Consider the following 12,710-nt stretch of genomic DNA (forward strand, 5'->3'; position numbering starts at 1 on the left):
GGCCTTTCCTGCGCGACCGGCGCATCGATGCGCGTCGCCCTGCAGTCGTTGCGTGAGCGCCACACGGCGCGCATCGTCGTGGCCGCGCCGATCGCACCGGCCGATATCCGGCACACGTTCGACGATCTGGCCGACGCGGTCGTCGCGGTGTTGCGTCCGCAGTCGTTCTTCGGGATCAGTCAGTTCTATGTGCACTTCGAGCAGACGAGCGACGAGGAGGTGCGCTTCTGGCTAGAGGCCGCGCGCGCCGGTGCGCAGGGGTAGGGCGGTGCCGCCGCGTCGTGATTCCCCCCGCATGATGACGCGCGGATCCGCCGCACAATCAGCGTCGTCCGACGCGCTTGCGGCGGCGGCCGGATCCGGCTTCTTCGGCCTTCAAGAGCGTGGCGCGCAGCGCGGGATGCACTTCGTCGCGCCAGCGTGTGCCGGTAAACAGCCCGTAGTGATCGCACGCCTGTATATCGAGGCATTGCCGCTCGTCCGGCGTGAGACTGCTGCACAGCATGTGCGCGGCATGGGTTTGTCCGGCGCCGGTGACCGCGTCGCGCGTACCCTCCACGGTCAAAAGCCTGGTGTTCCGCAGCGCTTCCGGCTCGACCGGCACGCCCCGGACACGCCAGGTGTGCGTTGCGAGACACGTGCGCTGGAACACCAGATCGACGGTATCGAGGAAATATTCGGCCGGCATGTCGAGCAGTGCCGTGTATTCGTGCAGCGCGCGCCGTGCGTCGCCGAGCGCGACGGCATCCGCGCGCAGCGCCGCATGCGTGTAGCGGTCGATCAGGGACAAATAGCGTTGCGGATAGACGATGGCGATCTCCGCCTGCTGCAGATAGGTCGGGAACACACGGCGTCCGCGCCCTGCGAAGCCGGCCGGCACGACGTCGATCAGGTGCCGGCGGCACCAGCCGAGCGAGTGGGAGGCGGCCGCGACGCCGAGGGCGCTCGGATTGTGCCGCGCATCGAGCGGGCCGCCGATCAGCGTGACGCTCGCCGGTGGTGCAATGCCGCGTCCCGCGCGCAGCGCGAGCGCGCCGAGCGCGGGGAAGGCGGCCTGGCAGACCGCGACGACGTGCGCCGGACGGGCGTCGCGTGCCAGCATGTCGAGGAAGCTGTCGAGCATCGACACATATTCGTCGAGGCCGAAGCGGCCCGCCTCGAGCGGCACGTCGCGCGCGTTCGCCCAGTCGGTGACATACACGTCGCCATCCGCGAGGAGCGTCTCGACGGCTTCCCGCATCATCACGCTCGCGTGGCCTGCAAGCGGCGCACACAGCAACACGGCGCGCGACGCGTGTTCGCCGCGAGAGAACCGCCGCAACCCGCAGAACGGTGTCTGCGCGACGATCCGTTCGTCGACCGTGTCGCGCCGGCCATCGTGTTCGAGCGCGCCGATCGCGAACGGTGGCGGCTCGTCCGCCGGGCCGAGCAAGGGCTCGAACAGGTCGGCATAGCAGGACGACGCGGCGTGCGGCAGCGTCGCCGCCGGCCAGAATTCGAACATCTGGCGGGTCGCCGCGCGCCAGGCGCGCAGCCATTGCCGCTGCTGTTCGACAAGGGGATACCACATGGCGAACCCCCGGATGCGGTGGGCGAATTCAGATTATGGGCACGGTTGCCGCGCAGCGGGGAGACGTTTTGACGACGCGGGTCGAGCGCGGCTCCGGGCCGAAGCGTGACGGGGGCGGCACAGCGCACACGGGAGGGGCGCCGGACGGTCGTTCGCCGCTAGGCGGGCGGCCCGGACGCTGCTACAGTCGTCGATCCCACCTCACCCTGCGGAGCCTGTGCGATGAAGCTGATCGGTATGCTGGATTCCCCTTTTGTGCGTCGTGTCGCCATCTCGGCCAAGCTGCTCGACCTGCCGTTCGAACATCAGTCGTTGTCGGTGTTCCGTCAATTCGACCGGTTCAAGGCGATCAATCCGGTCGTCAAGGCGCCGACGTTCATCGCCGACGACGGCACGATCCTGATCGACTCGTCGCTGATCGTCGATTACCTCGACCGTCTCGTCGCGCCGGAGCGCCGTCTGTTGCCCGAAGCGCCCGAGGCGCGGCTGCGCGCACTGGCGCTGACCGGCTTTGCGCTGGCGGCGGCCGAAAAGACCGTGCAGGTCGTGTACGAGCACGGGCAGCGTCCGGCCGACAAACTGCACCAGCCGTGGCTCGACCGCGTGCTTGACCAGCTCGAGGCGGCGTATCGCGAACTGGAGCCGCGTGTCGCGGATACAGAGGGCTGGCTCGGCGGCGAGCGCATGTCGCAGGCCGATGTGACGGTCGCGGTCGCATGGCGTTTCACGCAGTTCATGGCGGCCGACTATCCGGTGCTGGCCCGCATCGATCCGGCGCGCTATCCGGCGCTCGCCGCGTATTCCGCACGCGCGGAGGCGCTCCCTGCCTTCATCGAGACGCCGCTCGCGTAATCGGCAGCGCGCGATTGTTTCGCGCAGCCGACAAGTGACTTCGTCGCCACGCGATTTATCCGGAGGCCGGCCGTCCCTAAAATGCACGTCATTGGATACCGCCTTGCCTGCCGGAGTCGATGATGAGGGTCTTGATCGAATCGCACCTGTACCACCCGTCGGTCGTGCTGCCGCTGGCCGCGCTGGCGCAACTGATGGTCGAACGCGATTTCAATCTCGGCCAGGTCGGCCTGATCGTCGCGGCGCGTGGTGCGCAAGCGGCAGTGTCGCGTTCCCGTGAGCTGATCTGTTACTACCGCTGCGGCACGGTGAACTGAGCACCATGGCGCAGTATGCATGAACGTATCCATGGCCAGCCCGATCCTCGCTCGGTGAACGACGCTGATTGAGGATCGGGCTGACCATCTCATGACGCCCGGCCGGCATGGGCCGGGCTGTCCGGGCCGGATGACCGGCCGTTCGCGATGACCCCGGCGCCCGGCCGGGGTCATTCATTTCGGGCGCCGCTCAGGCGCGCGCAGCGGACGCCACGTCGTACATCGCGTCGTCGTCGTTCTCACGCAGTTCCCGGGCGATCTGGTGCGCTTCGCGGCGCGTCGCGACCGCCGGCGGCGAGCCTTTCAGCGGCTGGCGCGCGGTCTCGGCGAGCGCGAGCACCGACACGATGCCGATCACGGCCGCGCCCATCATGTAGTACGCGGGCATCATCAGGTTGCCGGTCGCGTCGACGAGCCACGCGGTCATCAGCGGCGTCGTGCCGCCGAACAGCGACACCGACACGTTGAAGCCGATCGCCAGCGCGCCATAGCGGATCTCGGTCGGGAACAGCGCCGGCAGCGCCGATGGCATCACGCCGGTGAAGCACGACAGCAGCACGCCGAGGATCAGCAGGCCGCCGAAGACGGCCAGCGTCGTACCCGTGTGAATCAGCATCATCGACGGAATCGACATCAGCAACAGGCCGACGCAGCCGAAGAGCATCACCGGCTTGCGGCCAACGTGATCCGACAGGCGGCCGGCGGCGAGCGTCATGGGCATCATCAGCACCATCACGATCAGCACCAGCACGAGGCCGTGCGATTCGTCGAAATGCAGCGTCGACGACATGAAGCTCGGCAGGTACGACAGCACCATGTAGTCGGTGACGTTGAAGATCAGCACGAGGCCGACGCAGAGCAGCAGCGCGCGCCAGTTGGCGGCCAGCGTTTCCCGGAAGCGCGCCTTCGGCACGGCCTTGTCCTGCGCCTCGCGGGCCTCGGCCTGGCGTTTGAACGCCGGTGTTTCCTCGAGCTTCATCCGGATGTAGAGCCCGATCAGGCCGAGCGGGCCGGCGATCAGGAACGGCACGCGCCAGCCCCACGACAGCAGCGCCTCCTCGGACAGCGAGGCCGTCAGCAGCGCGACGACGCCTGCGCCCATCACGTAGCCGATCAGCGTGCCGAATTCCAGGAAACTGCCCATGAAGCCGCGGCGCTTGTCGGTCGAGAACTCGGCGATGAAGGTCGCGGCGCCGCCGTATTCGCCACCCGTCGAGAAGCCCTGCACGAGGCGGGCGACGAGCAGCAGCACGGGCGCCATGATGCCGATCGACGCGTAACTCGGGATCAGGCCGATCGCGAACGTGCCGACGGCCATCATGATCATCGTCATCGCGAGCACGCGCTGGCGGCCGATGCGGTCGCCGAGCGGGCCGAACACCATGCCGCCGAGCGGGCGCACGAGGAATGCGGCGGCGAACGTGCCGAAGGTCGCGAGCAGCTGCGCGGACGGGTTGCTGGACGGGAAGAACACCTTGCCGAGCGTGACGGCGATGTAGCTGTAGACGCCGAAATCGAACCATTCCATCGCATTGCCGATGGCCATCGCGCTGACGGCGCGCTTGAGCAGGCTCTGATCGACAACGGTGACGTCGTCGGCGGTGAGTGGGGCGCCGTCGGAGGACGGAGCGGAAGCAGCGGTCGGGCTGACGTGTGTTGCGGTCAAGGTCATGCACTCCTTTGACTGCGCCGGAACGGGCGGGCCGTCCGACACGGTTTGCCGGCGAGCGCGATATCGCACGCGGTGCATCGGAGCAGGCCATTAAGCACTTACTGCAAATCAGGGCTAGTCCGGCGCAGGCCTGAAAGGCCGTTGCGATATGACGCTCATGAAGAAAGTGCCGCGTGATGCGAGCGGCGGGCCGGTGCGGATCGGAATCCGGCTGTCCGGCAGACGCCCTGGAAGGGGCGGCGAAACGAAAAAAACAGGCCGACGAGGCGTGTTTTCTTGTAGGTGCAATCCTGGTCGAAGTACCGCGCCATCGGGCTCAGGCGGACTTCCGGCAAGATTGAAATGACAGAGATTAGATGTTGAAACGAGCGACATGATAGCACGATGGGCGACGATCCTGCAAATTGCCGTGAAATCCCCGTGTGGCGGGGCGTGCCGGGGCATAATCGACGGCGCGCGGCGAGGCGGTCCGGCCGCCTTTGGCGGCCGGACGGAGAGAGGATCGAAATGACCGAATGGATGAGGATTGCGGCGCTGTTCTTCGCCACTGCGCTGGCGGAAATTGTCGGCTGCTATCTGCCGTGGCTGGTGCTGAAGGCGGGGCGTCCGGTATGGCTGCTGGCGCCCGCGGCGCTGTCGCTCGCGCTGGCCGGGATGGCGGTCATCGCATTGCAGCCGCGCGCATGATCGCCCGGCCGCAATGACGCGTCACGCGTCGCCGACCCCCGGCGCCGGCTGGCGCCACACGCAGGTGCCCTTGACCGACTTGTCGAGATCGTCGAGTTGCGCCTGATGCGCGGCCAGTTCGTCGCCGCTCGCGGCGAGTACCGGCAGGGCGAGCGACGCGAGCGCGACGCGCTGGCCGTTCGCCGAACCGTCCTCGGATCCGTCGTCGTCGAGCATGTCGATGACGAGGCTGTCCTGGCCGCGCGTCATCGCGAGATACACCTCGGCGAGCAGTTCCGAGTCGAGCAGCGCGCCGTGCAGCGTACGGTGCGCGTTGCTGATGCCGAACCGGTCGCACAGTGCGTCGAGCGAATTGCGCTTGCCCGGGAACATCTGCTTGGCCTGCACGAGCGTGTCGATCACGCCGGCGCAGTGCTCGAGGAATGGCGGCAGGCCAAGCAGCGAGAATTCGGCGTCGAGAAAGCCGATGTCGAACGGCGCGTTGTGAATGATCAGCTCGGCATCCTTCACGAAGTCGCGCAGCGGATCGACGATCTCCGCGAACTTCGGCTTGTCGCTCAGGAATTCGGTCGTGAGGCCGTGCACCGCCAGCGCGCCCGGATCGCTGTCGCGCTCGGGGTTCACGTAGAAATGCAGGTTGTTGCCGGTAAGCCGCCGGTTCAGCAGCTCGACGCAGCCGATTTCGATGATGCGGTCGCCGGTGCGTGGGTTCAGGCCGGTAGTTTCGGTATCGAGAATGATCTGGCGCATGTCGGGAAAACAGAGGAAACGGGGAAAGGCGGGCGCTGGGCGGTCAGGCGGCCGTGAGCGAATCGACGCCGCGGTTCGCGAGCGCATCGGCGCGTTCGTTCTCCGGGTGTCCGGCGTGGCCCTTGACCCAGCGCCACTCGACCTGATGCTGCGCGACGAGCGCGTCGAGCCGCTTCCAGAGGTCGGCATTCTTGACGGGCGTCTTCGAGGCGGTGACCCAGCCCTTCTTCTTCCAGCCGTGGATCCATTCGCTGATGCCTTTCTGCACATATTGCGAATCGGTGTGCACGACCACGCTGCACGGGCGCTTCAGCACCTCGAGTGCGGCGATCACGGCCATCAGCTCCATGCGGTTGTTGGTCGTGTTCGGCTCGCCGCCGAACAGCTCCTTTTCGCGCTCGCCGTAGCGCAGCAGCGCGCCCCAGCCGCCGGGGCCGGGATTGCCCTTGCAGGCGCCGTCGGTGTAGATGTCAATCGTATCGGTCGTCATGAATGTTCTTGATGGGTGGTCGGGGTGGCCGCGGGCGTCAGCCCGGGCGCGAGCACGGGTTTCTTCATCCTGATCTGGCCGACGAGCCGCATGCCGCGCACGCGCTTGACGGCCGTCACCATGTAGATGGCGCCGAAAATAGGCCACCAGCGGTCGCCGGCCGCTTCCATGAAAGCGTGGCGGGCGAGCCACTTGTCGGAGGAAAGCGGCGGCCGGTAGCAGCCGAAGCGGCCGCGCTCGAGGTCGAAGCCGAGCAGCTTGATCCAGTCCTTCAGGCGGATGAACGCGATCTGGTCGCGCACCGAGGGCACGAACGGCCGGTTCGCCATCTTTCCGAACGATTGCCGCATGCCCCACAGGCTGAGCGAGTTGAAGCCGGTGATCACGAGCTGGCCCTCGGGCATCAGCACACGCTCGGCCTCGCGCAGCAGGCGGTGCGGGTCGGACGTGAATTCGAGCGTGTGCGGCATCACGATCAGGTCGACGCTTTGCGATTCGAACGGCAGGTCGAGCAGGTCGCACCAGACGGTGCTCCGTCCGGCGGGGGCAGGCTCGCGTGCGCACGCTTCGCGCGCCTGCGGAAGCTGGTAAGGCGCGCTCGCGCCGCTCGCCTGGTCGAGCGCAAGGCCGCGGAACGGCATGCGGTTCTTGCGCAGCGCGTCGAGTTTCGGCAGGCCGAGCTGCAACGCGTGGAAGCCGAACACGTCGGACACGACGCGGTCGAGCTGCGCCTGCTCCCAACCCAGCACGTAGCGGCCGGGCGGGGAGTCGGTCCACGCGGGCCAGTCTATAATTTGTCGATCAGACATAGCGATGATTGCGCGCCCATGAACGAGCTGGAATACGTGCCGGTACCGGCCTTCGAAGATAACTACATCTGGCTCGTCTCGGACGGCAGCGATGCGATCGCCGTCGATCCGGGCGAAGCCGCTCCGGTGCGCCGGGCGCTCTCCGAAAGAGGCTGGCGGCTGACCGCTATTTTACTCACGCACCATCATGCCGACCATGTCGGCGGTGTCGCGGCGCTGATCGACAGTCAGCCGGACGGCATGCCGCTGACCGTATTCGGCCCGGCGGCGGAGCCGATCGGCGTCGTCACGCAGCCGTTGCGCGGCGGCGATCGCGTGGTCCTCGACGCGCCCGCCGCGACCTTCGACATTCTCGACGTGCCGGGTCATACGCGCGGCCACATCGCGTACTTCCAGGCGGCGGGCGACGGCACGCCGGTGCCGCACGTATTCTGCGGCGACACGCTGTTCTCGTGCGGCTGCGGCCGCCTGTTCGAGGGCACGCCCGCGCAGATGCTTGCGTCGCTCGACGCGCTCGCGGCGTTGCCGGGCGACACGCGCGTGCACTGCGCGCACGAATATACGTTGTCGAACATCCGCTTCGCGCTCGCCTGCGAGCCGGGCAACGCGGCGCTCAACGCGTGGCACGACGAGGCGCGGACGCGCCGGTCGCGCGGCGTGCCGACGTTGCCGACCACGATCGCGCACGAGCGTGCGGTCAATCCGTTCCTGCGCGCCGACCGCCCCGAGATTCACGCGACGCTCGAGGCGCAGCTGCATGAAACGGTGCCAGACCGCCTGACCGCATTTACGCTGATGAGGGAATGGAAAAACCGGTTCGGATGAACTCATTTGGAGGGATGTCGAAGCTCATCCGGAATCTGTAAAATTTGCTCCAAATATCAGATTTCGCTGAGTTTTCGGTGTTTTTATTGACGTGAAGCACGCACTTCCGTAGTATCGCCAGCAATTTCCAGCCGTCGGAAGCCGAGATTTTCATGCGACTTTTATTGAGTGCGCTGCTGGTTCTGCTGCTCGCCGCGTGTGCGAGCCAGGGCCCTGTCGCCAATTCCGCCGCCGATTCGCAGGCGACGTCCAACTACCTCCGTAAATCAGCCACCGCCAAAGAAACCGTCGACGTCGACAAGCATTCGGTCGGCGACCTCACGAGTTCCGATTCCGATCTGTGGGCCCGCATCCGCCGCGGCTTCCAGATGCCGGATCTGCAGACCGATCTGGTCGACATGCAGACCACGTGGTACGTGCAGCGCCCGGAATACGTGCAGCGCATGACGGAGCGTTCGCAGAAATATCTGTACCACATCGTCGAGGAGCTCGAGGCCCGTCACATGCCGACCGAGCTGGCGCTGCTGCCGTTCATCGAGTCGGCGTACAACCCGCAGGCGCTGTCGGTCGCGAAGGCGGCGGGCATGTGGCAGTTCATCCCGGGCACGGGCCGCACGTACAACCTGAAGCAGAACATGTGGCAGGACGAGCGGCGCGACGTGCTGGCTTCGACGAGCGCTGCGCTCGACTACCTGTCGCGCCTGCATGACATGTTCGGCGACTGGTATCTCGCGCTGGCTGCCTACAACTGGGGCGAGGGCAACGTGCAGCGCGCGATCGCGCGCAATCAGGCGGCGGGCCTGCCGGCCGACTACCAGAGCCTGCGGATGCCCAACGAGACGCGCAACTATGTGCCGAAGCTGCAGGCGGTGAAGAACATCATCGCGCATCCGCAGCAGTACGGCCTGACGTTGCCGGAGATCCCGAACCACCCGTACTTCGTGACGGTCACGACGGCGCGCGACATCGACGTGAAGGTCGCGGCGAAGCTCGCGAACCTGCCGCTCGACGAGTTCAGGTCGCTCAATCCGTCGTTCGCGAAGCCGGTGATCCTCGGTGCGACCGATCCGCAGATCCTGCTGCCGTTCGACAATGCGTCGGCCTTCGAGAAGAACCTGAAGGGCTACAACGGCGCGCTGTCGTCGTGGACGACCTACACGGTCAGCGAGCGTGCGCGTCCGGCGGCGATTGCCGAGAAGATCGGCGTCGACGCGGATACGCTGATGTCGATCAACAAGATTCCGGCGGGCATGCGGCTGAAGCCGGGCTCGACGATCGTCGTGCCGCGCGGCGACGACGATGACGAGGATATCAGTGCCGATGTCGCGGAAAACGGCGTGCTGGCGATGGAGCCGGACGTGCCCGATACGCGCAAGATGTTGATCCGGGTGCGGCGCAAGCAGTCGATGGCGGCGCTCGCGGTGCGTTACGGCGTGTCGGTCGGCCAGTTGAAGGCGTGGAACCGCACGCATCGCGACACCGTGATGCCGGGGCAGGCGATGGTGCTGCACGTGCCGGTCGGGCGCGCGGTTCCGGCCGAGCCGGGTCCGGAGCGTATCGCGACGTCGGTCGGCGGCGGGCGCATCGAGCGCGCCAGCCTGAGTACCGGCGGCAAGGCGACGCGCGGTTCGAAGCGCGGTGCGGCGAAGTCGGCGGCAAAGGCGAAATCCGCTGCGCCGGCAAAAGCGGCGCCGAAGGCGGCCGCTCACAAGGGCAAGAAGAAATAAGTGCACCGATCCGTGGCGGCCGCTTGCAACGTGGCTGTCATCATTTGGCGAAAACGCCGTCACCCAGGTGGCGGCGTTTTTGTTTGTCCGCGGCGCACAGGCGTCAGCAAAAAGCGCTGTCGGCGTGGGTGCGGCATGCGGCTGGCGAGCCGCTGGCCAAGACGGTCGGCACAGGAGTACGCTGGCGCATGGCGGCCTCCGGTGGCGGTGGGGCGACCCGTCGCGAGTGCGGCGCGCCGCCGCAGTGCGCCGTGAATCCGTCGTATTCATTGAAGATAGGGCCATTTTCGGGCTACAATTCGAAAGTTTGTGCTGATCAACCTCGCACCCTAGCGCCTACCTCCATCATCCCGTTCATCCGCCGCACGCCGCCAGCCGGGCGACGCCGCGAAACCCCGCACGCTGCGCGCCGGTTTTGCGACTCGACTGCGCGAGGCGCGTGACGCAAGCGACTCCGCGCGCCCAGGCAGCGCGACGCTCGCGCGGCAGGGTAGACTGGTCGGCAGCAGGGTGTTCCCCAAGGAGCCTCCCGTGTTGCCGTCTTTTTCTCCCGCTTTGCTCGCACTTGCCGACGGCACGGTCTTCCGTGGTTATTCGATCGGGGCCGAAGGCCATACGATCGGCGAAGTCGTGTTCAATACCGCGATCACCGGCTATCAGGAAATCCTGACTGATCCGAGCTACGCGCGGCAGATCGTCACGCTCACCTATCCGCATATCGGCAACGTCGGCGTGAACGCCGAAGACGTCGAAGCCACGAAAGTCCATGCCGCCGGCCTGATCATCCGCGATCTGCCGACGCTCGCGTCGAACTTCCGCATGGAGCGCACGCTCGGCGACTACCTGCGCGACGAAGGCGTCGTCGCGATCGCCGGCATCGACACCCGCAAGCTGACCCGCATTCTGCGCGACAAGGGCGCGCAAGGCGGCTGCATTCTCGCCGGCTCGGACGACGAGGCCAAGGCGATCGAGCTCGCGCGCTCGTTCCCGGGCCTCGCCGGCATGGATCTCGCGAAGGTCGTGTCGACGTCGAAGCCGTACGAGTGGAAGCAGACCGAATGGAAGCTCGGCAGCGGCTACGGGATGCTGACCGCGCCGAAGTACCGTGTCGTCGCCTTCGATTTCGGCGTCAAGTACAACATCCTGCGCATGCTCGCGGAGCGCGGCTGCCACGTGACGGTGCTGCCGGCGCAGGCGAGCGCGGAAGACGCGCTGGCGCTGAATCCGGATGGCGTGTTCCTGTCGAACGGCCCGGGCGATCCGGAGCCGTGCGACTACGCGATCGCGGCGACGAAGACGTTCCTCGAGCGCGGCGTGCCGACCTTCGGCATCTGCCTCGGCCACCAGATCATGGGTCTCGCGGTCGGCGCGAAGACGCTCAAGATGAAGACGGGCCACCATGGCGCCAACCATCCGGTCAAGGATCTGGCGGACGGGCGCGTCGTGATCACGTCGCAGAACCACGGTTTCGCGGTCGATGCCGACTCGCTGCCGGCGAATGCGCGCGTGACGCATGTGTCGCTGTTCGACGGCACGCTGCAGGGCTTCGAGCTGACCGACCGTCCGGCGTTCTGTTTCCAGGGTCACCCGGAAGCGTCGCCGGGCCCGCACGACATCGGCTACCTGTTCGACCGCTTCACCGCGCTGATGGATGCGCACAAGGCGAAGCAGGGCGCGGCGGCGTAAGCGGCGAGCGGACGGAATCATCGGCCGGACGCGGCGCGCGATTTCGCGGCGCGCGGCCGGCAGAGCACACAGAATCAATTTATCGAGAGCGTTATGCCCAAGCGGACAGACATCAAAAGCATCCTCATCATCGGCGCCGGTCCGATCATCATCGGCCAGGCATGCGAGTTCGACTATTCGGGCGCGCAGGCGTGCAAGGCGCTGCGTGAGGAAGGCTACAAGGTCATTCTCGTCAACAGCAACCCGGCGACGATCATGACCGACCCGAACACGGCCGACGTGACCTACATCGAGCCGATCACGTGGGAAGTGGTCGCGCGCATCATCGAGAAGGAGCGCCCGGACGCGATCCTGCCGACGATGGGCGGCCAGACCGCGCTGAACTGCGCGCTCGACCTGCATCAGCACGGCGTGCTGGAGAAGTTCGGCGTCGAGCTGATCGGCGCATCGCCGGAAGCGATCGACAAGGCGGAAGACCGCCAGAAGTTCAAGGACGCGATGACCAAGATCGGTCTCGGCTCGGCGAAGTCGGGCATCGCGCACTCGATGGAAGAGGCGCACCAGGTGCACGCCGAGATCATGGCGGCCACGGGCGGCAGTGGCTATCCGGTTGTGATCCGTCCGTCGTTCACGCTCGGCGGTTCGGGCGGCGGCATTGCGTACAACCGTGAAGAGTTCGAAGAGATCTGCCGCCGCGGCCTCGACCTGTCGCCGACCCGCGAGCTGTTGATCGAAGAATCGCTGCTCGGCTGGAAGGAATACGAGATGGAAGTCGTGCGCGACCGCGCCGACAACTGCATCATCGTCTGCTCGATCGAGAACCTCGACCCGATGGGCGTGCACACCGGCGACTCGATCACCGTCGCGCCGGCGCAGACGCTGACCGACAAGGAATACCAGATCCTGCGTAACGCATCGCTCGCGGTGCTGCGCGAGATCGGCGTCGACACCGGCGGTTCGAACGTGCAGTTCTCGATCAATCCGAAGGACGGCCGCATGGTCGTCATCGAGATGAACCCGCGCGTGTCGCGTTCGTCGGCGCTCGCATCGAAGGCGACCGGCTTCCCGATCGCGAAGGTCGCGGCGAAGCTCGCGGTCGGCTACACGCTCGACGAGCTGAAGAACGAGATTACTGGCGGCCAGACGCCGGCATCGTTCGAGCCGACGATCGACTATGTCGTCACGAAGATTCCGCGCTTCGCATTCGAAAAATTCCGTGAAGCCGATTCGCGCCTCACCACGCAGATGAAGTCGGTCGGCGAAGTGATGGCGATCGGCCGCACGTTCCAGGAATCGTTCCAGAAGGCGCTGCGCGGCCTCGAAGT

General features: G+C 66.5%; 12 protein-coding genes and 1 pseudogene. 8 read left to right on the plus strand and 5 right to left on the minus strand.

Annotated features, from left to right (window positions below):
• Positions 1-264 (plus strand): annotated as a pseudogene (locus KH616_RS13165) (phosphoribosyltransferase); the annotation flags it as partial.
• Between the two features lie 58 nt (positions 265-322).
• Here KH616_RS13165 and phaZ read toward each other — a convergent pair.
• On the minus strand, positions 323-1,570 hold the full coding sequence (phaZ, locus tag KH616_RS13170; protein WP_292245098.1) for a polyhydroxyalkanoate depolymerase: 1,248 nt from the start codon (positions 1,568-1,570) through the stop codon (positions 323-325).
• Between the two features lie 222 nt (positions 1,571-1,792).
• Between phaZ and KH616_RS13175 the strand changes: the two genes are divergently transcribed.
• Both KH616_RS13175 and KH616_RS13180 read left to right on the plus strand, forming a co-directional pair.
• Positions 1,793-2,422, plus strand: coding sequence for a glutathione S-transferase family protein (locus KH616_RS13175; protein WP_292245100.1), 630 nt, complete (start codon positions 1,793-1,795; stop codon positions 2,420-2,422).
• 119 nt (positions 2,423-2,541) lie between these two features.
• A complete protein-coding gene (locus KH616_RS13180; protein WP_292245102.1) occupies positions 2,542-2,739 on the plus strand; it encodes a hypothetical protein in 198 nt (65 codons plus the stop codon).
• Positions 2,740-2,929: 190 nt separating this feature from the next.
• On the opposite strand, the gene proP is transcribed toward KH616_RS13180, so the two are convergent.
• Positions 2,930-4,411 carry a glycine betaine/L-proline transporter ProP gene (gene proP / locus KH616_RS13185; protein WP_292245104.1) on the minus strand — a complete coding sequence of 494 codons (1,482 nt, stop codon included), beginning with the start codon at positions 4,409-4,411 and terminating at the stop codon, positions 2,930-2,932.
• 507 nt (positions 4,412-4,918) lie between these two features.
• Here proP and KH616_RS13190 point away from each other — a divergent pair.
• On the plus strand, positions 4,919-5,098 hold the full coding sequence (locus KH616_RS13190; RefSeq protein ID WP_292245106.1) for a hypothetical protein: 180 nt from the start codon (positions 4,919-4,921) through the stop codon (positions 5,096-5,098).
• A gap of 21 nt (positions 5,099-5,119) precedes the next feature.
• On the opposite strand, the gene dnaQ is transcribed toward KH616_RS13190, so the two are convergent.
• The 3 genes from dnaQ to KH616_RS13205 are packed head-to-tail and all read right to left on the minus strand — an operon-like array spanning position 5,120 to position 7,147.
• On the minus strand, positions 5,120-5,848 hold the full coding sequence (dnaQ, locus tag KH616_RS13195) for a DNA polymerase III subunit epsilon (protein ID WP_292245108.1): 729 nt from the start codon (positions 5,846-5,848) through the stop codon (positions 5,120-5,122).
• 43 nt (positions 5,849-5,891) lie between these two features.
• Positions 5,892-6,338: a ribonuclease HI gene (gene rnhA, locus KH616_RS13200; RefSeq protein ID WP_292245110.1), complete on the minus strand. Its 447-nt coding sequence runs from the start codon at positions 6,336-6,338 to the stop codon at positions 5,892-5,894.
• A complete protein-coding gene (locus KH616_RS13205; RefSeq protein ID WP_292245112.1) occupies positions 6,335-7,147 on the minus strand; it encodes a class I SAM-dependent methyltransferase in 813 nt (270 codons plus the stop codon). The genes rnhA and KH616_RS13205 overlap by 4 nt, the downstream gene beginning before the upstream one ends.
• 18 nt (positions 7,148-7,165) lie before the next feature.
• Between KH616_RS13205 and gloB the strand changes: the two genes are divergently transcribed.
• The 4 genes from gloB to carB all read left to right on the plus strand — a co-directional run.
• Positions 7,166-7,972 (plus strand): hydroxyacylglutathione hydrolase, encoded by an 807-nt coding sequence (gene gloB, locus KH616_RS13210; RefSeq protein ID WP_292245114.1) that lies wholly within the window; start codon positions 7,166-7,168, stop codon positions 7,970-7,972.
• 152 nt (positions 7,973-8,124) lie between these two features.
• Complete coding sequence (locus KH616_RS13215) at positions 8,125-9,699, plus strand: transglycosylase SLT domain-containing protein (protein ID WP_292245116.1); 1,575 nt, start codon at positions 8,125-8,127, stop codon at positions 9,697-9,699.
• 531 nt (positions 9,700-10,230) lie between these two features.
• Positions 10,231-11,385, plus strand: coding sequence for a glutamine-hydrolyzing carbamoyl-phosphate synthase small subunit (gene carA, locus KH616_RS13220; RefSeq protein ID WP_292245117.1), 1,155 nt, complete (start codon positions 10,231-10,233; stop codon positions 11,383-11,385).
• Between the two features lie 93 nt (positions 11,386-11,478).
• A partial coding sequence (gene carB / locus KH616_RS13225) for a carbamoyl-phosphate synthase large subunit (RefSeq protein ID WP_292245120.1) occupies positions 11,479-12,710 on the plus strand: 1,232 nt, incomplete at its 3' end.

Source organism: Burkholderia sp. (genome assembly GCF_018375725.1).
Lineage (GTDB): Bacteria > Pseudomonadota > Gammaproteobacteria > Burkholderiales > Burkholderiaceae > Burkholderia.